Genomic DNA, 24,994 nt, shown 5'->3' with positions numbered 1-24,994 from the left:
GGCCCACAAGGGGCCAGGCCGTGCCAGGCATCTCGCCTGGATTGGTACGCCATCAGGTTCGCATTGCCTCCGGAGAGCGTTCAATGACCGAACTGACTTAGCCGGGATCGGCAGCGGATGGAAGATCGTCAACCCCGTTTTTCAGGGCTCGCGGATTCTAGGAGGGCTCTTAATACAGAGTCAATACTAACAAAACCGATCGTTAGATCAATTCGATCTTAAAAATCTGGTAGGAAACACAGGTTTATGGGGTGCATCGGCACTCTTGCATGAGGCATCGTTACCGCTTCTGCAGCCCCGCCGTGATGAATGCAATCGAGGCATGGAGGGCGATTGAAAATCCAGCTTGTGGTGGTCCGCCAACTTGGCTAAAGTGGCCTTGCCTGAGTGATTCAGGCATCGCCGGACGAAGCGGAGCCGCCCTCCAGACGCATGCAGTGCACTGAAGGTGACTGGTCAAACTTCCAAGGCAGACCCCGGAGGCAATACCTTGCCTCCTGCCCCGTGGACGTTCAAGCTCCAGGGTGCAAATGATGGCAAAAGACCGTTGTGTCAGCCGTCAAGCCCGGTGCGGATCGACAGATCCCACCGGGCTTTCTTTTTTGCGACTGGTTACATGTTGACCCGGCCGATTTCTGCTCGAATCCCATGATCTGTGCAATGGAAACCGGACTCTGACGTGCCCCTGCAAGCGCTTTCGATCATCAAAAACCCGTGGGTGCGCCGCGTGGCGTGGACGTTGCTGGCTTGGCTGGGATTCTGGGCGCTGGCCTGGGCCGTGGTTCCGACCGTGCTGCGCTACGTGCTGCACACCAAGGTGTCCGAGCAATTGGGGCGAGAACTGTCTGTCGGGAAGATCGATTTCAAGCCATGGACCCTGGAGCTGGAACTGCGGGATCTGAGGATGGCTGCAGACACTTCGGGAAAGGAGCCCCAGTTAGAAATTCAGCGCCTCTATATAGATGCAGAACTGCAGTCCCTTTGGCATCTGGCGCCGGTGATCGACGCGCTGCAGATCGATGGACCCACATTGCGTCTGTCGCGCACGTCGGCTGGGCAGACCGACTTCGATGACCTGCTGAAAAAGTTCTCGACACCATCCTCGGCGACGGCCGAGCCCGATGCGCAGCCCCAGCGGTTTTCGTTCTACAACATCGTGGTGAGGGACGGTGCCGTGGATTTCGGCGATGCGCCACAAAAACGGGTCCACACCGTGCGTGGATTTTCCCTGAGCGTGCCGTTTCTGAGCAATCTGCCCGCGGACCGCACCGTGAAGGTCGCGCCCCATCTCGCCTTTCAACTGAACGGTACGGCGTTCACGACCGGGGCCCAGAGCACGCCATTTCTGGACAGCCGGGACACCGAAGCCACGCTGCAATTCAAGGGGTTGGATCTGCAGCCGTTCCTGGCCTACCTTCCTCCCGCCATGCCGGTACGCATCGAGCAAGGCACGCTGGACGCCGATCTGCGGCTGACGTTCCAGAAACAGTCCGAACCTGCTCTTTCGGTGGGCGGCGTGGTGCAGGTCCATGGTGCACGCGTGAGGGATCGACAGGGTGGCCCACTGCTGTCGTTCGACATGGCCACCGCCCAGGTGGCGGCGCTGCAGCCTTTCCAGCGGAAGGTGCATGTGGCTTCGCTGGAGTGGCGCGGGCCGCATGCGACGGTGCGGCGTGACCGGGAAGGGCGCATGGCCTTGCTGGGCGGTGCGGCGCAAGACCAGAATGCCACGAAGGCGGGGACCACTGCGGCTCCTGATGCACCGTGGGATGTGGTGCTGGATCGGGTGGCCATCAATGGTGGGCAGGTGGACTGGCTGGACGATGGGACAGCAGTGCCCGCCCGCATCTCGGCCCGCGACCTGCGGGTGCGCGCGACCCGGCTGGCCTTGCCACTCACCCGGCCAGTGCAGTTCACTGCGGATGCGCGGCTGTCGTCCGAAGCGGGGAGCGACGCCGCGACCTTGTCGCTTCAAGGGGAGGTGCTGGCGCAATCGGGCCGCGTGGCCGTGTCCGCCCGGGGCTGGCCGTTGTCCATGGCCCGGCCATACCTGGCCAACCTCGTCCAGCCCCAACTGGACGGAACGCTGGATTCCGATGGGGGCATCGCCTGGAACGGCTCCGCGTGGGCGGCAAAGATCGCGAAGCTGTCGGTGGACCGCGCCGAATGGGCCTGTGCTCCGGCTGGGCGGGACTGCCCAGCGGGGACCGCCACGGTCTCGGGCCTGCGCAACAACGCGGCCTGGGCTGAAATCGGCCGCATCGAGGTCGAGGATGCGTTGATCCGGATGCCGCAGCGCACTGTTGCCATCGCGCGGGTGGCGACATCGCAGCCCAAAGTGCGCCTGGAGCGCACTGGGGACGGGCGCTGGATGGTGGAGCGCTGGCTGACGACGGTGCCCGACACCGCAGGGAAAGGCCGTGTGCCAGTCACCTCCGCAACGCGGACGGACGCAGCCCCCGGCTGGAGCGTGCAACTGGCCGAAGTGTCGGTGGACGGTGGAGCGCTGGCGTTCAACGATGCGGCCAAGGCACAGCCTGTGGCGGTAATGCTCGACACCTTCCAGATGCGTGCCAAGGGCTTGGCATGGCCTGTGAATGCCGGCGCACCTCCAGTGTCGTTGTCGCTGTCGGCACGCCTGGGGGCCGGGCGGACAGATCCCGGCAACCTGGTCTATGAAGGAACGGTGCAGATGACGCCCCTGTTGGCACAGGGCAAGGTGCAGGCGTCCCGCCTGCCACTGCATCCCTTCAAGCCGTATGTGGACAACCCGTTGGCGGTCGATGTCGTGCGTGCCCTCGGCAGCTTCAATGGCGAAGTGCGTTATGCCGCGCACGCCGACGGCCCGGCCGTCGGCGTGCGGGGCAATGCCGCACTGGACGACGTGCGGGTGCGGGCCCTGGCCGTTCGCCCAGCCGCGAATGGACCGGTCGACGGGGCTGCACCCATCCGTGGGGAAGAACTGCTGAACTGGAAGTCGCTGGCCCTGCAGGGGGTGGATTTCACCCTGGCGCCCGGAAAGCCAACCGCGCTCGACGTCAAGGAAACGGCGTTGAGCGACTTTTTTGCCCGCATCATCGTTCAGCCGAATGGACGCATCAATCTGCAGGACCTTTCTCGGCCTGCCCAGGGGCCACCCGGTGTATCGGCAACAGCGGAGGCTTCCCCCGATATCACCCCAGCGGCTGGCTCGACGCCGCCCCAGGCCACCAAGCCGGCAATCGCGCCGGTCATGCGTTTCGGCCCCGTGGTACTCACTGGCGGTTCGGTGCGTTTTACCGATTCGTTCGTTCGGCCCAACTATTCAGCGGACCTGAGCGAATTGAATGGTCGCCTGGGGGCTTTTGCGTCCGCGCCCTCCGCCGAGGGCGGTGAGCCCGCCATGGCCGAACTTCAACTGCGCGGACTGGCGCAGGGCTCGGCCTCGCTCGACATCACGGGGCGCCTGAATCCGCTGGCCAAGCCCTTGGCACTGGACATCCAGGGCCGGATGCGCGATCTGGAACTGCCGCCGCTTTCGCCCTACAGCATCAAGTACGCGGGCCATGGCATTGAGCGGGGCAAGCTGAGCATGGACGTCAACTATCGTGTTCTGCCGGATGGGCAATTGACGGCCAGCAACAAGCTCGTGCTGAACCAGTTGCGTTTTGGCGAGCCGGTGGAGGGCGCACCGGCCAGTTTGCCCGTGCGCCTGGCCGTTGCCTTGCTGGCTGACCGCAATGGTGTGATCGACGTGGAACTGCCGATCAATGGCTCGCTGAACGACCCCCAGTTCCGCCTGGGGCCGGTGATTTTTCGCGCGGTGGGCAACTTGGTGATGAAGGCGATCACTTCGCCGTTTTCATTGCTGGCCGGATGGATGGGGGGCAGTTCTGAGCTGGATCGCGTCAACTTCGCCCCGGGCAGCGCGGCCCTGGACGATGAAGCCCGAAAGACGCTCGACAAGATCGGGCAGGCACTCTCGGACCGACCGGGACTGAACATGACCGTCGCCGGGCACGTTCAGCGAGAAGCCGAACAAGAGGGCTGGAAACGGGCCGCGCTGCAGTCCCGGGTGGCGGCACAAGCGCGCCGCATGGCTGCGCGGGGCGATCAAGCGCCCTCGGAACCCCAGGCACCTGCGCCGGGATCTCCGCAGTACGCTGACTCGCTCAAGGAGGTGTATCGCCGCACCGACATGGCCAAGCCCCGCAATCTGGTCGGCATGGCGAAGGATTTGTCCGTGCCAGAAATGGAAGCCTTGTTATTGGCGGACATGGCAATTCCCGATGAGGCGATGAGAGAGCTGGCACAGGCACGGGCAGTGGCGGTCCGTGACTACCTGGCGGGGCGGCAAGTCGCGCTGGGGCGATTGTTCGTCGGCGCACCGAAAATCGATTCGGAGAGTGTGAACGGGGCGCCCCACGCAGAACTTACTTTGTCCACTCGCTGACAGGGCGCATCCGGTGGAAACAAGCTTTTTCATCCATCCATGGCCGTGGGCTACATTGCCGTATTGCAGTCGCAGCGCTGCACCCCATATTCAGCGCTCCAGTGTCTGAACCATGGCCCCGTGTGCCCGCTGAGTCCGAATAAAAACGCCCCATGTAGGGGACTTGCTAAAACCGGGCGAAAATAGCGCCCTTGTCGGCGGCGTCATCTGCGCTGCCTGTAGGCGCTGGCTCCTCGGCCACGGCCTTTTACCCCCTGAATCCATGTTTCCCTTTTCTTCTCGCAACAAAATGTCTGACGCACCCGAAGTGAACCCGGCCCCGGCCAAGCACACCGAGCCGCATCCCTTGGATGCGCTGACGGGCGGCGCGTTTTCCGCCGCGACCTCGGGAGAGAGGGCATCGCGCATTCGCGAATGGCTGCAGACCCAGCCGTCGGCGGAGCAGTTGCAGGAGGTGTTCAAGGAACTGAGTGGGCGCGACAAGGGCGCGGCCCGTGCTGTTCGCGAGCGCCTCGATGAAATCCGGCGTGCCAAGGGCCAGGAGGCGATCGCTGCCGAGTGGGCCGAAAAGGCGCAGGGCTTGCTGGCTGCTGCCAAGCTGAACATTGCCGACGCGCTGGCTTGGCAGCGCGACGCGGCCAAGGCGGGAGCCCCTTTGTCGCGGGAACCTTTGGCATCGCTCAAGGTGCAATTGGCAGAGCGCATGAAGGTCATCGAAGATCTGCAGCACCGTGTGCAGGTGCAGCGCGAGGCCGCAGTGTTGCTGGCCCAGCGCATCGAGGTGCTGTCCACCAAGCCCTGGCGTGATGCCCAGGCCGCATTGGAGGCGCTGCGCACCGACGTGGGCCGTTGGCAGCAACAGGCGCAGGAACTGACGGACGACCCATCCTGGGCCAGCGTGGAAGCGCGCTTCCCGCCGTTGCTGGATGCTTCGCGCACTCAGTTGCTCGTGGTGTGGGATGCATTCCAGCCGGCGGTCGCGCAGGCGGTTGCTGCGTCGGAAGATCCTGCGGCAGCGTTGCCCCCGGTGCCCGTGTGGGCGGATGAGCTTCGGGTGGCGCGTGGCCAACCATCGGAAGCCGCAGCCGCGGCACAGCCGGCCGTGCGGCCTCCCGCACGCTCCAAGGTGGATCCTGAAGTGCGAGACAAGGCGGTGCAGTCCGTGCGCGACGCATTGGGCAAACTGGAGCGTGAGACAGCGGAAGGCCACGGCAAAGCCAGCGCAGGCGCTGCAGCCGCGCTGCGCAGCGTGCTGAAAACCCATGGCAAGCACATCGATGCGGCACTGGAGCAGCAGGTGCACACCGCTTTGGTTGCGGCTGGTGAACTCGAAGGCTGGCAGCGCTGGAGCGCGGACCAGGTTCGGGAAGATCTGGTGGCCCGTGCGGAAGGGTTGCTGCAACGTCCCGAAGGCCAGGCTTTGGGCGGCCGCAAAATGCAGGAAACGCTGCGCCAGTTGCGCGAGCAGTGGAAACAGGCCGACCAAGGGGGGCCGGCCAACCATGCGCTGTGGAAAAAATTCGACGAGGCTTGTAATGCCGCCCACAAGGTGGTCGAGGCGTGGCTGGAAAAGGTGCGTGCCGATGCGGCTGAACACAAAGCCCAGCGTGTGGCCTTGCTGGACGAGGTGAAGGCTTGGACGGCGGCCCAGGCAACGGCCGGGCAGCCCGATTGGAAGGCGGTCAACCGTGCGCTCCACCAGTTCGGCGATCGGTGGCGCGATGGCGGTCATGTCAGCGAAAAGGTGTTTGCTGAACTGCAGCCCCAATGGAAAGAAGCCATGGCCGCTGCCGCCGCGCCGCTCGAAACCGCGCAGAAGGACAGCCTTGCACGTCGGCATGCGCTGATCGATGAGGCAACCGCCTTGGGTACTGCTCCGACACTGCGGGTCGACGCGGTGAAGGCACTGCAGCAGCGCTGGCAGGCTGAGGCGCAGTCCGTGCCACTGGACCGCAAGCACGAACAGAAATTGTGGGATGCCTTCCGCAAGCCCATTGACGAAGCGTTCAATCGCAAATCCGCTGATCGCGACAAGATGGCTGGCGAGATCAGCGCCCGGGACCGCGTCGTTTTGGAAGCCTCCAAGGCGCTGGAGGAAGCGAATGCCAGCGGCGATGCGCAAAAGATCCGTGGCGCAATGGTCGCTCTGGAGGCTGCGCTGCGTGGACAGGCATTGGCCAATGAAGCGGCAGCATCCGCTGGGCAGAACAGGCCAGCTACCGCGTCGGACAACGTGACTTCCGCACCCGCAGAGGGAGCCGCGGCTTCGGAAGGGGAGGGCGCCGATGCAGATCAGGCTCCGCCGCCTGCCGCGGCGCCGAAGCCTGCGCCACGTCCCGTGGTGGCTGTGCGTGGCGACGATCGCCCGGGTATGAAAAAAGATGCGCCTGCACTGCCGGGCCGTCCAGCACGCCCGGGAGACCGCAAAGACGGACGAGGTCCGCGCGATGCCTCCGGCCCGGGCCGGGGTGGCGATGCGCGGGGCGACCGGTTCGGGGATCGGGGTGATCGGTTTGGGGACCGTTCGGAAGCCCGCGGTCCTCGCCTGGGCGACAGTGCTTTCCGTGCCCAGCGCGAGGCACTCGAACATGCGCAACTCACACTGCGCAAACTGGCTGCGCAAGCGCATGGCGAGGCACTCACCCAACTGATTGCCGCTTGGCAAAAACGTGACGCAGCCCAGTTGCCCAGCGTGCAGGAACTGGGAGTACAAGCGTCCGTCCGCTCTGCATGGACCCAGGCGGTTTCTGCCGCGCCCCAAGGGGATGCATCGGAGGCTTTGCTGAGGCTGGAAATGGCGGCCGAAGTGCCGACCCCTGCGGAGCAGTTGCAGGCCCGCCGTGCACTCCAACTTCAGTTGCTCACGCGCCGAAACGATCCCACCCCCGTCCAGACGTGGGGCCAGGATGTGGCCCGGGTGCTTGCAAGTGCAACCGACGAAACCAGCGCCCGCAGGTTGCAGAACGCGTTGAAGACCCTGCTGCGTAAATAAGCGCGAATACAGCAAGGCCGTTTGGCCCAACCGGCCTTGCTGTTCTACCAACCCGCCAATGGAGAACTGCGGGTTGGTGGTTGGCAGAAGGCTCCAGCCTCCGGTCGCGTAGCCACGCCGATGGCGGAGCGGCTCATCACGGAATGAGCCGAGCCATGACATCAGATTCATGGCGCATCGGGCAAAAAAAAAGCCGCTGTTTTCACAGCGGCTTTTTTGAATTTGGTGCCCAGGAGAGGACTCGAACCTCCACGATGTTACTCGCTAGTACCTGAAACTAGTGCGTCTACCAATTCCGCCACCTGGGCATTTCAGGAAAGACTAGAATTATAGAGTCTTTTTTGAAGGCTCTGGCTGAGTTGCAAAATTTATTGTTGCGACCATGCCATGCGCCGGGAATGCGGGCAATAAAAAAAAGCCGCTTCAAAAAGAAGCGGCTTTTTTGGCCGACAACCCTGCAGGTTGTCGTTAAACTTGGTGCCCAGGAGAGGACTCGAACCTCCACGATGTTACTCGCTAGTACCTGAAACTAGTGCGTCTACCAATTCCGCCACCTGGGCATTTCAGGAAAGACTCAGATTGTATATCAAAAAAAACGACCCCTGGCGCACCTGCTGCGCGCAATGAAGACGAGATCGAAGGCAGTGTGCAGGGGCATCGCGACGGGCATGGATTTGTGCAGCGAGACGATGGCGAATCCGATATCTATATTCCCCCCAACGAGATGCGTGCCGTGCTCCATAAGGATCGCGTGCGTGTCCGGATCGTTCGCCAGGATCGCCGGGGCCGTCCGGAAGGGCGCGTGGTTGAAATCGTCGAGCGGCCCGACCAGCCCATCATCGGGCGATTGCTTCAAGAGAGCGGTGTCTGGCTCGTGGCCCCGGAAGACAAGCGCTATGGCCAGGATGTTTTGATCCCCAAAGGGGCCACTGGAACGGCAAAACCAGGGCAGGTGGTCGTGGTTCAACTGACCGAGCCGCCAGCCCTGTTCGGGCAGCCGGTTGGCCGAATCACCGAGGTTCTGGGCGAGGTGGACGATCCAGGCATGGAGATCGAGATCGCGGTGCGCAAATACGGCGTGCCGCACGAATTTTCGGCCGATGCCTTGGCGCAGGCCAAGGCACTGCCCGATAAGGTCCGCGCGCAGGACAAGCGCAGCCGGGTGGACCTGACGGACGTGCCGCTGGTCACCATCGATGGCGAAGACGCGCGCGATTTCGACGATGCCGTGTACTGCGAGCCAGCCAAGGTTGGCCGCGCCAAGGGGTGGCGACTGCTGGTGGCGATCGCGGATGTGAGCCATTACGTGGAGACTGGCAGTGCGATCGATATCGACGCTTATGACCGGGCGACGAGCGTCTATTTCCCCCGGCGCGTGATTCCCATGCTGCCCGAGAAACTGTCCAACGGTCTGTGCTCGCTGAATCCCGAGGTGGAGCGCCTTTGCATGGTGTGCGACATGCTCATCACGGCCAAGGGCGACGTGCATGCATACCAGTTCTACCCCGCGGTGATGTTCAGCCACGCCCGCTTCACCTACACCGAGGTGGCCGCCATCCTGGCCAACACCCGTGGACCGGAGGCGACGAAGCGCAAGCCCCGCGTCAAAGACCTGCTCAATCTGCACGATGTCTACAGGGCCCTGTTGGCTGCGCGGCATGTGCGCGGTGCCGTGGATTTCGAAACGACCGAGACGCAGATCCTTTGCGATGACAACGGCCGCATCGAGAAGATCGTGCCACGCACCCGCAATGACGCGCACCGCCTCATCGAAGAAGCCATGTTGGCTGCCAATGTCTGCAGCGCCGATTTCATCGCGCAAGGTGGGCAGCCTGGCTTGTTCCGAGTGCATGAAGGGCCGACGCCTGAAAAGCAGGAGATCCTGCGCAATTACCTCAAGGCCATGGGGGTGGGCATGTCGATCGGCGACGATCCGAAGCCTGGCGACTTCCAGGCCATTGCCGACGCCACCAAGGACCGCCCCGACGCTCAGCAGATCCATACGATGTTGCTGCGATCGATGCAGCAAGCCATCTATACGCCGATCAACAGCGGCCATTTCGGGCTTGCATTCGAGGCCTATACCCACTTCACCAGCCCGATACGCCGTTACCCCGATCTGCTGGTTCACCGGGTGATCAAGGCCATCCTCGGTAAAACAAAATACCGGCTGCCGGCATTGCCCACTCCTGGCGAAGCCCATGCCAAGCTGGCCAAGCGCCTGGCTGCGCGCGTCGCTGCGCCCACCATGCAGCCGCGAAAGGAGGCTCCGGCAAGCACCCGGGAAACGCAGGCCTGGGAAGCGGCAGGGCTGCACTGCAGCGCCAATGAGCGCCGGGCGGACGAGGCCAGCAGGGATGTCGAGGCTTGGCTCAAATGCAAGTACATGCGTGAGCACCTGGGCGAGGAGTACAGCGGCGTGGTCAGCGCAGCCACCAGCTTCGGCATCTTCGTGACGTTGGACGCCATGTATGTCGAAGGCCTCGTGCATATCACTGAGCTGGGTGGCGAGTATTTCAAGTTCGACGAGGCCCGCCAGGAATTGCGCGGCGAACGCACTGGAATACGCTATGCGATCGGCTCGCGCGTAAGGGTGCAGGTGAGCCGGGTGGATCTCGATGGCCGCAAGATCGATTTTCGACTCATGCGTGAAGGTGAAGACCTTGCGCCCCCTCGGCCGACAAAAGGCAAGGCAACCGCGGGCGCCGGCTCCTCCGACAGCCGGGCTGCGAACACTGCGAGCGGCTCGAACAGAAAATCCTCCAGCAAATCGGCTACCCGGGTGTCGACTGACGAGCGTTCCTCGCGCAAGCAGTCGCCCAAGGCCGCCGGAAAGCGTGCGGGACCTCCCGCCAAGGGCCGCAAATCCCGCAGATGAGCGTTACCGCGCCGCTACGTTGAACAATAATCCCATGAGGAATGGTTGATGAGTGATTCATCCAGAGTGGCCATCGTGACCGGCGCCGGATCAGGCATTGGCAAAGCCGCTGCGTTGGCCTTGTTGAAGGACGGATGGCGTGTGGTTCTCGCAGGACGCCGGGAATCGCTGTTGCATGCCGTGATTGCCGAAGCCGGTGCAGCGGGGCGATCCTTGGCGGTTCCCACGGACGTTGCGGATCCCATTGCCGTTCGGGCCTTGTTCGACCGAGCAGTGGAGGCTTTCGGGCGAGTGGATTTGCTGTTCAATAACGCTGGCGTCGGCGCGCCTGCTGTGCCCATTGACGAGTTGCCGCTGGAGCAGTGGCACAAGGTGGTCGGCACTAATCTCAATGGCATGTTCTATTGCCTGCAGCAGGCCTTTCGTGTGATGAAGGCGCAGCAACCGTCAGGCGGTCGCATCATCAATAACGGTTCCATCTCTGCGCACGTTCCACGGCCCCATTCGATTGCCTACACAGCCACGAAGCACGCAGTCTCTGGACTCACCAAAACCGCGTCGTTGGACGGCCGAAAATACGATATTGCAGTGGGTCAGATCGATGTAGGCAATGCGGGGACGGAGCTTGCCCAGCGCATGACGCAAGGGGTACAGCAGGCAAACGGGCAGATAGCGGCTGAACCGTTGATGGACGTGGATATCGTCGGCCAGTCGGTGCTCTACATGGCCAATTTGCCCCTGGAGGCCAATGTGATGTTCCACACGGTAATGGCCACCAAGATGCCATTTGCCGGGCGAGGCTGAAGCCTTCCTCTCGAGAGGGTTGGGGCCGCGAGTTCCGGCCTCTCCTCCCTTTAAGCCACCGAAGGCGAAAGATTACCGATGGTGAAGTCGGAGCAGCGAAGTGGCGAGTTGTTCATCGATGACGCAGCTGCTCCTGCCCGTTCTGTACCCAGGGAAATGGTGTTTTGCCCCACTGGAGGCTGGATCGCATCGGTGGAGGAGAAAGCCACATTCTGCTCAGGTCTGCGCTCTTGGTATGTGGACAGGAAGGGCCAGGATTTACGGGTCATTTCTATCTCCTAGAGAAGTGCAGGCGCCGGATTGAGGATGCTTGTTGCCAAGCATTTGGCAAGTATTTCCGCGGCCTCTTTCGCTTTTTGTAGGACAGAACAGAACGATGGTCTCGGCATTGCGCTCAGGACTCAAGCAATTCACCGTACAGGTCGGAATAGGCTTTGGCCGATGCGTCCCAGCCGAAGGTTTGCCGCATTCCGGCGCGTTGAAGCGATTCCCAGGTGACGGGTGATTGCCATGCCGCGATGGCCCGCTGTACCGCTTCGTCAAACATTTCCTGGGTTGCGAGCGGCATGATGAATCCGGTGCCTCCCGATGGGGATGAATCCGCATCCACGACGGAGTCCGCCAGTCCACCCGTATGCGTGACGATGGGTGGGGTTCCGTAGATCTGGCTGTACATCTGGTTCAGTCCGCATGGCTCAAACCGAGAAGGCATGAGGAAACAGTCCGCGCCGGCCTCGATTTGATGGGCCAGCGATTCGTCAAAGCCCAGGGTGACGCTGATGTGCTCCGGATAGCGGGTAGCCAGTTGAGTGAAGCAGGCCTGGATCGCTGTATCGCCATTGCCCAGCACGACAAGTTGTGCACCTTGCTTTACCAGATGCTCCGCGCCTTCTACTACCAGATCGACGCCTTTTTGCTGGGTGAGTCGTCCGACCAAGCCGAACAGCATGCGGTTTTCCGCGGCATCCAGCCCACAGCGTTGGCGCAACGCTATTTTGTTCAGCGCCTTGCCCGATGGGCTTTCCAGGCTGTAAGGCGCAGCGATGAGAGGATCGCTTGCTGGGTTCCATATGTTTGTGTCGACGCCATTGAGAATGCCGTACAACACATTGGAACGCTCCCGCAAGACCCCATCCAGACCAAATCCAAGCTCAGGGCCCTGGATTTCGCGTGCGTACGTGGGGCTGACGGTGGTGATGGCGTCGGCAAAGTTCAAGCCTGCTTTGAGCATCGACATTCCACCCCAGAACTCGACACCCGCGATGCCCCGGTGCTCCGGCGGGATCTCCAGGGCATCGCAGGCATGCATTGGAAAGACGCCTTGAAATGCCAGGTTGTGCACGGTGATGACGCTGCATGCCACTGGGGCGCCGTCGCGCACAGCGCGCGCTTGCGCCAGATAGAACGGGGCCAGTCCGGTGGGCCAATCGTTGGCATGCACGATGTCGGCCTGCCATCCGCAGGGTGTTGCCTTTGTGCCCATCATTGCCGCGACGTGGCTGAGCAGGCCGAAGCGCAGCGCATTGTCATCGTGATCCGTGCCGGAGGGTGCGCCGTAGGGCGTGCCCGCGCGTGCATAGAGTTGGGGGCAAGAAAGCAGGTAAAGGATGAAACCGTCTTCCTGGCGCAGTTGAAGCAACTGCGCTGCAGGCCAGGCACCCCGTGGCGCAATGGCAGACAAACCCACGATCTGGCCGGTGATGGCCATATCGCCGTAGGCCGGCATGAGCAAGGCAACATCGTGCCCCATGGCTGCCAATGCACGGGGCAGGGCGGCACTGACATCGCCCAGCCCACCGGTTTTGACCAGTGGGGCGCATTCAGGCGTGACAAAGAGGACTTTCATTCGACGTCCTCGGGCACCAACACCACGAATGGCAAGGTACCGCCCTCTGGTCGCAGCTCGCCCATCACGATGTCCAGCTCCAGGCCTCCATCCTTGTCTGCTGTCAGTGCCGCTCCCGTCATCCAGTTCTTCCACCTCAGAATTTTGTCCAGGGCAGGGTGTACCGCGGCAACCGTGACGCGGGTGCCGCGCCAACCCATCGCGGTCAGCCCGTACAGCAACCGCGAGCAGACAACCACAATGGCTTTGCCTTCCCGAATGCGGGCAAACGCGACGGCATGTTCGGCGCTCTGGCCTTCCACGGTCAGAGGAAGGTAGGTGGCGTTCAGGAACAGTTCCGGCATTTTCTGCCGCAGCTGAAGCAGCCGCCATGTGACCAGCTGCTTGACCAGCGGTGCCGGGGATGATGCGCCGAGCATCTCCTGCCAGGCCTGGACCGAGGGATAGCCAAAAGCGTAGTGCGAGCGTACCGTTTGCAGGGAACGTTCCAGTTCTGTGAAATCGACGGGCCTGCGGTTGTCAGGGTCGACGAGGCTGAAGTTCCATTGCTCGCAGCCTTGGTAGATGTCGGGCACGCCCGGGACAGTCAGCTTCAGCGCGAGCTGGCACAGGCTGTTGCGAAATCCGTAGGGGGCGATGGACTGGACGAATTTCTCCAGTTCTCGCACGAAGCGATCCGTGGACAGCACGCCGTCGATGTATCGGTCAACGGCCGCCTCATAGGCCTCGTTGGGAAATAGCCAGTTGGTCGCCTGCTTGGCTTCGCGCATGGCTTTCACCATGTACTGCTTGGCGCGGTCCCGCAAGCCGATCCGCTCATTCACATCGGCGCCTTCTGCCGGCCAGATGCCGACCAGGGCCTGATAGAGTGCCCAGAGATCATGGGGGCTGGGAACCACCGTGCCATCGATCTCGGTCGTGAAACGGGTTCCGAGTTCGCGCAGCTGAATGGCCGTGTCTTCCCACAGGGCCGGAATCTCGGACAGCACATTCAGGCGCGCGCGCAGATCTTCCGAACGTTTGCTGTCATGCGTGGACGTCGCTAGCAGCCCGTGCGGTAACCGCCGCGACCGTTGCAGATTGGCCTGATGGAATGCGGCACCGGACAATCCGAAACGCCGCGGCTCCGAGCCGACATCGTTCAGCGACACCAGGCGCACATAGCGGTAGAACGCGGTGTCCTCCACGGACTTGGCCATCACCGGCGCCGTGAACTGTTGCCAACGGCGCAGGAACGCGCCCCGCAACTCGGGCAGGTGCTGGCCTTCCGTGCCGACAAAAACGCCTTGCAGGTATGCCAGCACGCCCCCTTCGGCCGTGCCCATGCGGCGACGTGCCGCCGCAATGGCCCATTCGATGTGCTGTCGATCCGTGTCGGACAGTCCCGAGCCATCAGGCGCGATGTAGGTGCGGTAGACGGGGAAGACGGCCGCCACCTCTGTCAGCGCGATGCGCAACTGGTTGCGCGTGAAATCGCAGGTCTTGCGATCGGTGCGGCTGATGCGGTAAAGCGTGTCGGCCAGCCACCCCAGGTCACTGAACAGCGAGGTTTCGATGATGTGCTTCTTGCACTCGTGCACCGCCTCTTCGAATTCCTTGCGATCGCCGGTGAAGGCGGAATACGCATCGTCGAAAGCCGCTTGAGAGGCCGGCTCGACGAAAAGCCCGTTGACCAGGCTGCTGAACCGGTATCCGGTGGCTCCGTGCACAGGCCAATCCTGCGGCAGGGGCTCATGGTCGGCAAGAATCTTCTCCACGATGAGGTATAGCGCACGGGGCTCCCGTCCCGCAGCGTGTGCCAGCGACGCATAGCGCTTTTGCAGTCGGTCGAAGTACTGGGCAGGGTCGGCCAATCCATCCGGATGGTCGATGCGCAATCCGGAGATCTTTCCCTCGGCCAGCCAGCGGAAGATGCAGGTGTGGGTCGCTTCGAAAACGGCTGGGTCTTCCATGCGAACGGCGGCCAGGGAGTTGACGTCGAAGAATCGGCGGTAGTTGATGTCGTCCCCTGCCACACGCCAGTCTGCCAGGCGGTACGCCTGATCGCGCAGCAATTGGTCCAGCGCGTTGAAGCTTTCCGGGCTGTCCTTCTGGCCGTTCCACTGTGTCAGAAGCGCTTCGATCCATTGGCGCACCCAGGGGTGCTCGCCGGCCAGCTCCGCAAGCCGCCGCTGGTGCAGCGGCGCATCCCGTTGGCGCATGGCGCGCTCGTTCTCGTCACTGGTATTGCGCGAGGGCAGGTTGCCGAATGCGTCCACCAACGATTGCATCTGCGCCAGACTGTCGCCATCGCGTTCGCCGCCGGAAACAGGGGCCGGCACGGCTGCAAAAATGCGTGCGTAATGCTGTGGGTCGATGGGAAGCTCGTGGTCCCAATAGCGGATGCTGAACCGCCCGCCTTGAGGGTCGAATGCCACCTGAAGTTCGCCGGATTCGAGAACGCGCCCGTAATGACCACCCAGCATGGGCAGAAGCACCCGCCCGTGCATTTCTGGTGCGGTCGGCTCCCATTCGATGTCGAAGGTGGCTGCATGGGCAGAGGCCCGACCATGTTCGAGCACGTCCTGCCACCAGGGGTTGTTGGAATCGAGCACCCCCATGTGGTTGGGCACGATGTCGAGCACTTGGCTGAGTCCGTGCGCTTGCAGCGCCTCGCACAAGGCGGTGTGCGTCGCCTCCGATCCGACCTCGGGATTCAGACGGGTCGGGTCCACCACGTTGTAACCGTGCGTGCTGCCCGGCGCGGCCTTCAGATACGGCGAGCTGTAGAGATGGCTGATCCCCAATGCATGGAAATAGGGGACGGCCCGGGTGACCTGCTCGAAGGTATTGCCTTCGTGGAACTGCACCCGGTACGTCGCCAAGGGAATATCCGCGGTATCTAGCGCTGGCAACGCCTCGCTGAAGGGCAGGGCCGCGCCGCCGCGCTCGGCGCGCATGGCGGCCGCGATGGCCGAAAAGCAGGGATGGGTCGCCAGCTTTTCCAGCGGTACGCTCAGGCGGCGGCGCCAGTTGGGCTGCATGGCCTCGGTGGAGCCTGGTACATTGACCTGCTCCAACTGGCCTGTCACATCTTCCAGTTGCACTGCCGCCAGCCAACAGGGTGTTCTGGCGAGATAGCGATGCACTGCGGCCACGAAGTCCGCGTTGGCTTCGGGCACCGATTGCGGGTCCGCAGTGGCACCGCTCGGAAGCAGCCCTTCCTCGTTGAGCGCGATGAGCAACCTCACGCGGTCCTGGGCCCGCTCCATCAAGGCGCGGGCATGCGCATCCGGTGCGGACAGCCAGCCCAGCCGCGACTGCACCTCGATATCTTCGGCCGCCCAGTACCCGCGCAGTGTGGGCAAATCATGCGTGCTGACCACCGCCAGGGCTTGGTGAGGCCAATGGGCCGGCGTGCGAAACGCGCCGCCGTCGGCGCGTTCGAAAATCAATGGCCGATAGGACAGCAGCGTTCTGTGCACCATCGCCTCCCGCATCTGCGGCGCGACATTGCCCAGGTCTTCGCCGATCACCAGGCATTGGTGGCGATGGCTTTCGATGGACATGATGGCCAGCAAGGCGTCCAGAGGGTAGTAAACGTAAGCGCCGCCGTCGGCACTGGTCCAGAACAGACGCATGAGCGCCATGACATGGTCCATCCGCAAGGCGCCGGCCGGGCGCATCACGCTGGCCAGCAATCGGCGCATGGGCAGGAAATGCGCCGCCGCCAGCGCACAGGGATTCATCGGAGGAAGGCCCCAATCCTGTCCCTGGTGGTTGAGCGGGTCCGGCGGAGCGCCCACGTTCATGCCACGTGCGTACAGGCCCTGGCCGGTCCAGGTTTCCGAGCCCCCGTCGTTCGCTCCGACCGCCAAGTCGCAATACAGGCCTAGCGGCATCAGCGACCGGGCCCGCTGGCTTACCCGGTCTAGTTGGGCGTGGGCCAGCCACTGCAGCCAGAAGCGGTATTGCACCTGATCCGCATGGTCCTGTGCAAAGGCTTTCACCTCAGCACCCTGGGGGTCGCGCATCGCTTCCGGCCATGCAGGCCAACCCCAGATACTGGGATCCACAGCGTGCAGATGGCACTGGATGGCCTCGTACAGTGCGTGTTGCCCGAGGGTGTCGGCCTGGCCCTGCATGAACTCGCGGAAAACCGTCGCACGCGGTGAATCGGTGTTCCATTCGTTGCGCCGGAACTCGTCCCACAACAGTCCCAGCACTTCCTGCTTGGCGGCCGCAACTTCGGCATAGCGCACTTCGCTCGAAGCCCGCAGCGCACCCAGCCGCTGCTGGAAAGCGGCGTCCGAGAACAGCGTCTGCGCGGCTGGGCTGCGCACGAATTCAGGCACCGCCGCCACATCGATGAAGAGCGTATTCAACGCCAACCGGCTGGAAGGGCTATAGGGGCTTGCAGCCTCTGGCTGGTCCGCCCGCAAGGCATGTAAAGGGCTCAATCCGACGAAAGCCGCGCCTTGTCCGGCAGCAATGGACACGAGGTCTGCCAGATCGGTGAAATCGCCGATGCCCCAGTTTCGCTCTGAGCGCAGGGCGTACAACTGGGCGCTCAAGCCCCACCAGCGCTCGCCTTGCCGCAGGGGTTCAGGGGACCAGCAATGTTCGGGCGCAACGATGACCAGCCGTTCGGCCGATGCCCCTGGGGAATGGAGGGCGTAGTAGCCCACCGCCAGCGAAGCGGGAATTTCGGCGACGGTGCCTACGCCCTCGCACACCAGTGTGCGTTCTGCCGTCTCTGCGGTGAACAGGCGCCAGGGCCCTTCGTTGAGAAGCGGTACGGTGGCTGCGCCGCCCTCCGATACCAGCACGGGGGAGGGCACGGCGCTGGTATCCGCGTGGCTTCCCATGGCGGCCAGGGCCCGCTCGATGACGGAGACGGGCACATCGCGGTGCTCGCCCCAGAAGCTGGTGTAGTTCAGTGCAATGCCAGCCAAGTGGGCGCGATGGCGCAGTGCTTCGCCGGGGGTAGGGTCCGTCATGCGTTGGGCTCCAGAAAACACCAACGGGCGGACCAAGGTGCCCATTGGGTCGTGTCATTGCTCCAGCGGTGTGAAAACCGCGGGATTCCCTGCGAGCCGTCAGATGCCGGCGCCTCGACGGGCATGTCGCTCAGGTTGATGTCCATCTGCCATTGCGCGCCGTCGTCGTAATGCCACCGCACCCTCAGGCCGCGGGCGCCCACCATCTTGGCCGTGTGGCCCCGTGGTACCAAGCGGTGCTGGCGCGGATTGAGCCACTGTCTGCGCGCTGCAAGCGCTTCGCGCAACAGCGCCTGCCGCGCCTGGCCTTGCGGGTTGTCGGCTTGCTGCCAGTCGAGGCGGCTGTGGGCGAAGGTGACCGCATCGCACGGATCGGGAAGCGTCCCGCCTGGCGGGACTTCATGGCCGAATTCGCGCAAGCGGCCCTGGCGCACGGCATCGCGCAGTTCCCCTTCCCAATCGGCAAAGTAGAGAAACGGTGTCTGGGCGCCGAATTCATCACCCATGAAGATCAGCGGCGTCGCCGGACCCAGCAAAGTCAGCAGCATGGCCAGTTCGGCAGCGGGCGCTGGAACCAATTGCGCCAGCCTTTCCCCGAACGCGCGGTTGCCGACCTGATCGTGGTTGCCGAAGAACTGGACCATGGTGGAAAGGGGCTCGGGTGCCGCAGCCACCACCTGTTTCCTGCGGCCTTGTCCGTCGCGGTCGCTGTGGGCAAAGACGTAGCCGCTCGTCAACGCGCGGGCCAACAGGGCCATCGGCTCATTGCCATAGTCCCCGTAATAGCCCTGTGTTTCGCCAGTCAGCAGTACATGCAGCGCGTGGTGGAAATCGTCGTTCCATTGCGCGTCATAGCGGGAGGGCTTGGGGCTGGGGGCCAGATGCTCCGGCTGGTTCTTCTCGTTTTCAAGGACGAGGTGCACATGCCGGCCTGGGCAAGCAGTTCGCACGCGCTGAGACAGTTCGGCGAGAAAGCCGGGCTCGCTGTCGTCGATGATGGCGTGCACCGCGTCCAGGCGGAGGCCATCGAACCGGAACTCATCGATCCAGTACATCGCGTTGTGAATGAAGAATTCACGCACGGGCCCGCTCTGGGCGCCGTCGAAGTTGATGGCGGCACCCCAAGGGCTGGTGTGCTTTTCAGAAAAGAACTGCGGTGCGTAGAGGCCGAGATAGTTTCCATCCGGGCCGAAGTGGTTGTACACCACGTCGAGCATCACCATGAGGCCCAGCGCATGCGCCCCGTCGATGAAGCGCTTGAGATCGTCGGGGGTTCCGTAGTCAGGGTGCGGAGCGAAGGGCAGCACGCCGTCATACCCCCAGCCGAACCGGCCCCCGAAGCATGCCAGGGGCATCAATTCCACGGTGGTGATGCCCAGGTCTTTCAGCCGTGGCAACTGCTGCAACGCGGCTTGCAGGGTGCCTTCGGGCGTGAACGTGCCCACGTGCAGTTCATACAGGACCACCTCGCTCCACGGCCGCCCTTGCCAGTCCACCTGCCAGTCGAAGTCCTTGGCATCGGTGATCTCACTGGCGCCGTGCGGGCCGTCGGGATTGCTGCGCGAAGCCGGGTCTGCCATCAGAGGGCCACCGTCCACCTGCCACTGATAGCGGGTGGCGCGAGAGGCTGTTGGCAACTCCACGTGCCACCAGCCATTCGGGCGGGACTGCGCCGGGAGCGGAACCATGGGCAATGCTGGCGCCGTGCCATGGTGCAAAACCACTTCGCGGGCGTTGGGCGCCCACAGGCTGAATCCGGCGCCGCCGTCAGCTGTGAGCCGGGCGCCAAACGGCATGTCATGCCGGTACCTCATGACAGGTCGGCGCGTGAGGGGGTTGTCAGAACGGCCATGGAATGCGGCTGCAGCGTCCACTGCCCACCTGCAGGGATGTCTGCCGCGTCGGCTGGTGGCACGGCTGCTGTGCGGGTGTCCACTCGCACGGTCCACACGCGGCCATGCTCGTCCTGAGGCAGGGTGAAGACCGCATCCGCAGGGGTCGCATTGAACAGCAACATGACCGACTCGCTGTCGCCGTGGCCCTCCATCAGCGCTGCTACGCAGCGCACCTGGGGATCTTCCCATTCCTCCTGGGTCATTGCCAGGCCCCAGACGCTGTGCCAGTTGAGTGCCACGCAGGCAGGGTGTCCAGTGGTGCCGGCTGGGTGCACGGCGGGACGCAACACGGGCAATGCATGCCGTAGCGCCAGCAGGGCCCGGGTGAACCCCATCAGCTCCGCCTCGCTCGTGGCCTGATTCCAGTCGTACCAGGACAGTGAGCTGTCCTGGCAGTAGCCGTTGTTGTTGCCGTGCTGGGTCCGGGCCATTTCGTCGCCGCCCAGCAGCAGGGGCGTGCCGTGCGAGACGAAGAGGGTGGCGATGAAGTTGCGCATCTGGCGCTCGCGCAGCGCCTGGACCGCGGGGTCGTCCGAAGGACTTCGGCGCCGCAATTCCAGCTGCGGTTGTGGTTTTCACCGTCTCGGTTGTCTTCCTTGTTCGCGTCGTTGTGCTTCTCGTTGTAGCTCACCAGATCGGCCAGGCTGAAGCCGTCATGCACGGTCACAATGTTCACGCTGTCCACCGGCGGGCGCTTGCGCGCGGCGAGCATGTCCGCGCTGCCACACAGGCAGGCGGCGAATGACGGCAGGCTGCTATCGGCGTTGCGCCAGTAGTCGCGCACCGCGTCGCGGTAGCGACCGTTCCATTCCATCCATCCCACCGGGAATCCGCCGACCTGGTAGCCGTCGGGGCCGAGGTCCCACGGCTCTGCGATGAGCTTGACGTTCGACAGCACCGGATCTTGCGCAACGGCAGCGAAAAAAGCCGCACGGTGCGTGAAGGCGCCCGAAGGGTCACGGCCCAGTGCACAGGCCAGATCGAAGCGGAAACCGTCCACGTGCATTTCCGTCACCCAGTAGCGCAGGCTGTCCAGCACCAGGCGCAACGCGGCCGGGCTGCTCGTATCCACCGTGTTGCCAGTGCCGGTGTAGTCCACGTAGTAGCGGGCATCTTCCGGAGACAGCCGGTAATAGGCTGCGTTGTCGATGCCCTTGAAACTGATCGTGGGCCCCAGGTGATTGCCTTCTCCCGTGTGGTTGTAGACCACGTCCAAAATCACCTCCAGCCCCGCGGCGTGCAACGCCTTCACCATGGCCTTGAATTCATCGACTCCACCGTCTGCCTTGGAAGCGCTATAGCGTGGCTCTGGCGCGAAGAACGCAACAGTGTTGTAGCCCCAGTAGTTGGTGAGGTCGTTGTCCACCAGCCGCTTGTCGTCCAGAAATGCTTGCACGGGCAAAAGCTCAACGCTGGTGATTCCTAGATCGCGCAGATGGGCAATCGCGGCGTCGCTGGCCAGGCCGGCATACGTGCCTCGCAGAGGCTCGGGAACGCCGGGCATGGTCTGAGTGAAGCCCTTCACATGCACTTCGTAGAAAACCGTGTCTTTGGCGGGTACACGGGGCGGAGCGTCGTCGCCCCAGTCGAAGCGCGATTTGACGACACGGCATTTGGGCGCCACAGCACCGTTGTCCACCGTACTGGGCTGAAGGTCTTCTTCTTCCTGGTCCAGTTCGTAGCCGAACTGTTCCGCATGACCGAGAACTGGCCGATCAAGAGCCAGCGCGTAGGGGTCCAGCAACAGTTTCGCAGGGTTGAAGCGATGCCCGTTGCCGGGCTCGTAGGGGCCATGCACCCGCAACCCGTACCTCTGGCCGACCTTCAGTCCCTTCACCAGTCCGTGCCATGTGTCCCGGCTCAGGCAGGGAAGCGTGATGCGCGCTGTTTCCTGATCGTCGTCCGAAAACAGGCAAATCTCCACTTTCTCCGCCGACGGCGCATAGACGGCGAAGTTCACGCCGTGCCGGCTCGCTGTGGCGCCCTGCGGCCAGTGGCGGCCTGGCTCGACGGTGTACCGGACTTTCTTGTATCGGGATGCGACGTGAGCGGAAGGCGTATTCATCAGTTCGGGTTTCATGCGGCTACTTTGCGGTCGCTTTCGGTGGTGATGGGGGCCGGTGGCCGGGCACGTCCGATGCTGGGGGTGTTGGTGCCGGAATCCTGCTGCGCGGTGAAGAACTTGCGGGGGACCACGACGATCCCGCTTTCGGTGACATGAAAGCGCTTGCGGTCTTCTTCCAGATCGAAGCCAATGCGCTCATGGGCGGGCACGTCGTTGTCCTGGTCGATGATGGCCCGCCGGATCTGGGCGCCGCGGCCGATGCGAGTGCGCTCCATCACGATGCAATGCTCCAGCCGTGCATCGCGCTCGACGACAACCGAGCGGCGCAGCATGGCATGGTCGAGGGAGGCGCCGTCCACGATGCTGCCCGAACCCACCACCGAGCGGTGGATCACACCATTTTCGATCTGGGCGGATTCCGCCTGGTCGGGGCTGGCGTAGATCGGCCACTGGCGGTTGGTCATGCGAAAGCGCGGCGTCGCGCCCAGCGTGTCGAAGTGGGCATCGAAGTACGAATCAATGGTGCCGACGTCGCGCCAGTAGCCATGCTCTTCGTATGGCTCGGTCCCGGGGATGGTGTTGGTGTCGAAGTCATAGGCCATCAGGCGGTGCGACTCCAGCATGGTCGGCAGGATGTGCTTGCCGAAATCGCTGTGGCCTGTCTCGTGCGCTTTCTTGAGTGCGTCGAGCAGCACGTCCGCATTGAAGAGATAGTTGCCCATGGAAGCCAGGGCATGGGTCGAACTGCCGGGCATGGGGTGCGTGGATTTCGGCTTTTCGACGAACTGCGTGATGCGGTGGCTCTCGTCTGTTTCCACGATGCCGAACTGGTCGCACTGCGACAGTTTGACCGGCAATGTGGCCACACTGACATCGGCGTTGTTGGCTACGTGGAAGTCGATCATCTGGCGCACGTCCATGCGGTAGATGTGATCTGCTCCGAACACCGCGACGATGTCGGGCCGGAAGCTCTCGATCAGGTGGATGTTCTGATAGACCGAATCGGCCGTGCCTTGAAACCACTCGGGACCATTGCGCATCTGGGGCGGCACCACCGTCACGAAATGCTCTGGAATGAAGCGGGCCATGGTCCACGACTGGCGGATGTGCTCGATGAGCGACTGCGACTTGTACTGCACCAGCAGGTAGATGGAAAAGATCTCCGAATTCACCAGGTTGGACAGGACGAAGTCCACGATGCGGTGCTTGCCGTTGAACGGCACGGCGGGCTTGCAGCGCTCTGCTGTTAGTGGGTGAAGGCGGGAGCCTTCACCGCCGGCCATGACGATGGCGAGGACATTTTTGGTGCGTGACATGGTGGGAACTCCCAGATGGATCAGACGTGGAAAGGTGAGGTGGAGACAATCAGGTTGGGCTGCGGCGACCGACATCGGAACGCGGGGGCGCCTGGCAGTTCGATGACTGCAAGCGCCTGCGCCCTGCGGATCGATCCAGGCCATCCTCCTCTTGCATCCCTTTTCACGCGCGACGAAACCCGGCTCGAAGCTTTGCCTGGAAGGCAGAGGGCTCCGGAGGCCGGGTCATGGAGAGAGTCGGGGTGCATGCAGGTGGTCCTGGACGCATCTTCTGTTGCGATGCAACAAGAGGTTGCAGGAAGTTCCTACCTGCCCGTGTAGGCACTTGCCTACGTGATTGGGGGCTTGCCAGAGCGCGCAGCGCTGGTGCCGGTGCGGTCAAGCACAGGCATTACGCCCGCTGCAGCGGGCAGTGGCGCTGGCGCCACGTGTCGCACCAGCGTTCACGCGCCGGGGCTGCCGGCACGCAGAGCCCGACCTTGCGTGAGGCTGCTTTGCGCTGGCTGTGGTCGTCTGGATATTTGCTATCTAATTGATAGCTACATGCCGTTGATATTATTGCGCTGGTGGCCGATGGGGGCCCGCGGTGCTTGTCGCTGGACGGTCCGGGCCTGCTCTTCATTGGCTGACAATGCGCCGGGGCTGACGCGCTGGAGCAACTCCAGCAGCAGCGCCCATTCGGCCGGCGAGTAGAGCTGGCGCAGGCCCGCTTCCATCTCCAGAGAAGTGGCATGCGCCTGCCGGGCAATGGACAGGCCCTCGGCCGTAAGGCGAATGGCCTGAGCCCGGCGATCGGTGGGGTTGCGCTCGCGCACCAGCAGGCCCCGGCTTTGCAGCCGGCTGACCACCAGGGTGAGGTTGGGGGCGCTCAGGTTCAGCGCCTGGGCGAGTTGCCGTTGGGACAATCCTTCGCCCGGCAAGAGCAGCATCAACAAGGAAAATTCGACGGTGCGCAATTGCATGGGCTCGCCGATCGCCTGGAAAAAAGCGCGGTTGGCCGCTACCCGTGCCTGCGCCAGAGCATAGCCGAGCAGGTGTTGGACGGTGGAGGGATCGACGGGAGATTCATGCATGGAGGGTTTCCGGGCGGTCGAGTGTAAGAGTCCTCGCAATCCCTGCCAGTCCGGCACAAGACACCTGAACGGATTGCTCTGACACTCGGGGCGGCCCCGACCTCGTGGGCCCAAGCCGCTGTTTTATGGGTAAAGGCGAAGTGCTTGGCGACGGCTGGAGCCCCTGAAGCCCGTACATTCCCCGACATTCACGTGCACTCGCCATGGAGCGAGGCATTATCGCCACGCGCATGCCGGCCGATGGGTGGTTGGCTTGGCGCAGCATGGCCGCGTGTGCCCGGGTGGAAGGGGCCGTCAGCTATCCGTCAGCGCTCGGCGTCGCCTTGCTGGTCCAGCTCGGCCGAGCAGGCTGCGATCAGGGCGTCGAACGCATCGAAGGCCAGCGGTTTGGCCAATACGTGATCGAAACCGACCAACTGCGCCCGGTCCGAAACGCCCAACCCCGTGATGGCGATCGCGATGCTGGGCCTGCCTGCCGTTGCCGCGCGCAATTTCGGAACGAGTTGGGTGCCCAGCATGTCGGGCAGTTGCTGGTCTACGAGGAACAGCGAGGCGGGGCGTTGCGCCATTTGCTGCAGCGCTTCGTTGCCACTGTGGGCGACGCGCACCGTGTAGCCCTGCAAATCGAGCAGATCGCTCAGCAGTTCAGAGGCATCGCGGTTGTCGTCAATGATGAGAATGTCTGCAGGCATGCGGAGGGCTTCGCTGACGGTA

At 63.3% G+C, this 24,994-nt stretch carries 13 protein-coding genes and 2 tRNA genes; 4 read left to right on the top strand and 11 right to left on the bottom strand.

Annotation, left to right across the window (positions count from 1 at the left end; translation table 11 throughout):
- The first annotated feature begins 679 nt into the window (after nt 1–679).
- The gene (locus AC27IO_RS02460; protein ID WP_498737098.1) at nt 680–4,432 is read left to right on the top strand and encodes a DUF748 domain-containing protein; all 3,753 of its coding nucleotides are present in this window, start codon (nt 680–682) and stop codon (nt 4,430–4,432) included.
- Between the two features lie 262 nt (nt 4,433–4,694).
- A complete protein-coding gene (locus AC27IO_RS02455) occupies nt 4,695–7,424 on the top strand; it encodes a DUF349 domain-containing protein (RefSeq protein WP_498737097.1) in 2,730 nt (909 codons plus the stop codon).
- A gap of 223 nt (nt 7,425–7,647) precedes the next feature.
- On the opposite strand, the gene AC27IO_RS02450 is transcribed toward AC27IO_RS02455, so the two are convergent.
- Together AC27IO_RS02450 and AC27IO_RS02445 are read right to left on the bottom strand one after the other, a co-directional pair.
- A tRNA-Leu gene (locus AC27IO_RS02450) sits at nt 7,648–7,732 on the bottom strand.
- 167 nt (nt 7,733–7,899) lie between these two features.
- Nucleotides 7,900–7,984, bottom strand: a tRNA-Leu gene (locus tag AC27IO_RS02445).
- A gap of 23 nt (nt 7,985–8,007) precedes the next feature.
- Here AC27IO_RS02445 and rnr point away from each other — a divergent pair.
- Both rnr and AC27IO_RS02435 read left to right on the top strand, forming a co-directional pair.
- A complete protein-coding gene (gene rnr / locus AC27IO_RS02440) occupies nt 8,008–10,302 on the top strand; it encodes a ribonuclease R (RefSeq protein ID WP_498737117.1) in 2,295 nt (764 codons plus the stop codon).
- A 48-nt stretch (nt 10,303–10,350) separates the two neighbouring features.
- On the top strand, nt 10,351–11,106 hold the full coding sequence (locus AC27IO_RS02435; RefSeq protein ID WP_317357499.1) for an SDR family oxidoreductase: 756 nt from the start codon (nt 10,351–10,353) through the stop codon (nt 11,104–11,106).
- A gap of 50 nt (nt 11,107–11,156) precedes the next feature.
- Here AC27IO_RS02435 and AC27IO_RS02430 read toward each other — a convergent pair whose 3' ends face one another.
- The 9 genes from AC27IO_RS02430 to AC27IO_RS02390 form a co-directional block, all read right to left on the bottom strand.
- Nucleotides 11,157–11,375, bottom strand: coding sequence for a hypothetical protein (locus AC27IO_RS02430; protein ID WP_487088242.1), 219 nt, complete (start codon nt 11,373–11,375; stop codon nt 11,157–11,159).
- Between the two features lie 125 nt (nt 11,376–11,500).
- On the bottom strand, nt 11,501–12,952 hold the full coding sequence (gene glgA / locus AC27IO_RS02425) for a glycogen synthase GlgA (protein WP_498737094.1): 1,452 nt from the start codon (nt 12,950–12,952) through the stop codon (nt 11,501–11,503).
- A complete protein-coding gene (locus tag AC27IO_RS02420; protein ID WP_498737092.1) occupies nt 12,949–17,931 on the bottom strand; it encodes a malto-oligosyltrehalose synthase in 4,983 nt (1,660 codons plus the stop codon). Before AC27IO_RS02420 ends, glgA begins: the two co-directional genes overlap by 4 nt.
- Nucleotides 17,928–19,727, bottom strand: a complete 1,800-nt coding sequence (gene treZ / locus AC27IO_RS02415) for a malto-oligosyltrehalose trehalohydrolase (protein ID WP_498737116.1) — start codon at nt 19,725–19,727, stop codon at nt 17,928–17,930. Before treZ ends, AC27IO_RS02420 begins: the two co-directional genes overlap by 4 nt.
- Before the next feature lie 14 nt (nt 19,728–19,741).
- Nucleotides 19,742–20,257 carry a hypothetical protein gene (locus tag AC27IO_RS02410; RefSeq protein ID WP_498737090.1) on the bottom strand — a complete coding sequence of 172 codons (516 nt, stop codon included), beginning with the start codon at nt 20,255–20,257 and terminating at the stop codon, nt 19,742–19,744.
- Nucleotides 20,161–21,906, bottom strand: coding sequence for a glycogen debranching protein GlgX (glgX, locus tag AC27IO_RS02405; protein ID WP_498737088.1), 1,746 nt, complete (start codon nt 21,904–21,906; stop codon nt 20,161–20,163). The genes AC27IO_RS02410 and glgX overlap by 97 nt, the downstream gene beginning before the upstream one ends.
- A complete protein-coding gene (gene glgC / locus AC27IO_RS02400; RefSeq protein ID WP_498737086.1) occupies nt 21,903–23,207 on the bottom strand; it encodes a glucose-1-phosphate adenylyltransferase in 1,305 nt (434 codons plus the stop codon). Before glgC ends, glgX begins: the two co-directional genes overlap by 4 nt.
- 539 nt (nt 23,208–23,746) lie before the next feature.
- On the bottom strand, nt 23,747–24,280 hold the full coding sequence (locus tag AC27IO_RS02395) for a MarR family winged helix-turn-helix transcriptional regulator (RefSeq protein ID WP_317357513.1): 534 nt from the start codon (nt 24,278–24,280) through the stop codon (nt 23,747–23,749).
- Nucleotides 24,281–24,585: 305 nt separating this feature from the next.
- Nucleotides 24,586–24,972 carry a response regulator gene (locus AC27IO_RS02390; RefSeq protein ID WP_498737084.1) on the bottom strand — a complete coding sequence of 129 codons (387 nt, stop codon included), beginning with the start codon at nt 24,970–24,972 and terminating at the stop codon, nt 24,586–24,588.
- Nucleotides 24,973–24,994: the final 22 nt, after the last annotated feature.

It is taken from the genome of Acidovorax sp. KNOB132 (genome assembly GCF_057541515.1).
This window is presented reverse-complemented; position numbering and strand designations above follow the sequence as displayed.

Coding starts and splice junctions, on each gene's coding strand:
- AC27IO_RS02435 (WP_317357499.1), top strand. CDS start 10,351: ATGAGTGATTCATCCAGAGTGGCCATCGTGACCGGCGCCGGATCAGGC.
- AC27IO_RS02455 (WP_498737097.1), top strand. CDS start 4,695: ATGTTTCCCTTTTCTTCTCGCAACAAAATGTCTGACGCACCCGAAGTG.
- AC27IO_RS02430 (WP_487088242.1), bottom strand. CDS start 11,375: ATGACCCGTAAATCCTGGCCCTTCCTGTCCACATACCAAGAGCGCAGA.
- AC27IO_RS02410 (WP_498737090.1), bottom strand. CDS start 20,257: ATGGCCCGGACCCAGCACGGCAACAACAACGGCTACTGCCAGGACAGC.
- glgX (WP_498737088.1), bottom strand. CDS start 21,906: ATGAAACCCGAACTGATGAATACGCCTTCCGCTCACGTCGCATCCCGA.
- treZ (WP_498737116.1), bottom strand. CDS start 19,727: ATGCCGTTTGGCGCCCGGCTCACAGCTGACGGCGGCGCCGGATTCAGC.
- AC27IO_RS02390 (WP_498737084.1), bottom strand. CDS start 24,972: ATGCCTGCAGACATTCTCATCATTGACGACAACCGCGATGCCTCTGAA.
- AC27IO_RS02420 (WP_498737092.1), bottom strand. CDS start 17,931: ATGACGGACCCTACCCCCGGCGAAGCACTGCGCCATCGCGCCCACTTG.
- AC27IO_RS02395 (WP_317357513.1), bottom strand. CDS start 24,280: ATGCATGAATCTCCCGTCGATCCCTCCACCGTCCAACACCTGCTCGGC.
- glgA (WP_498737094.1), bottom strand. CDS start 12,952: ATGAAAGTCCTCTTTGTCACGCCTGAATGCGCCCCACTGGTCAAAACC.
- glgC (WP_498737086.1), bottom strand. CDS start 23,207: ATGTCACGCACCAAAAATGTCCTCGCCATCGTCATGGCCGGCGGTGAA.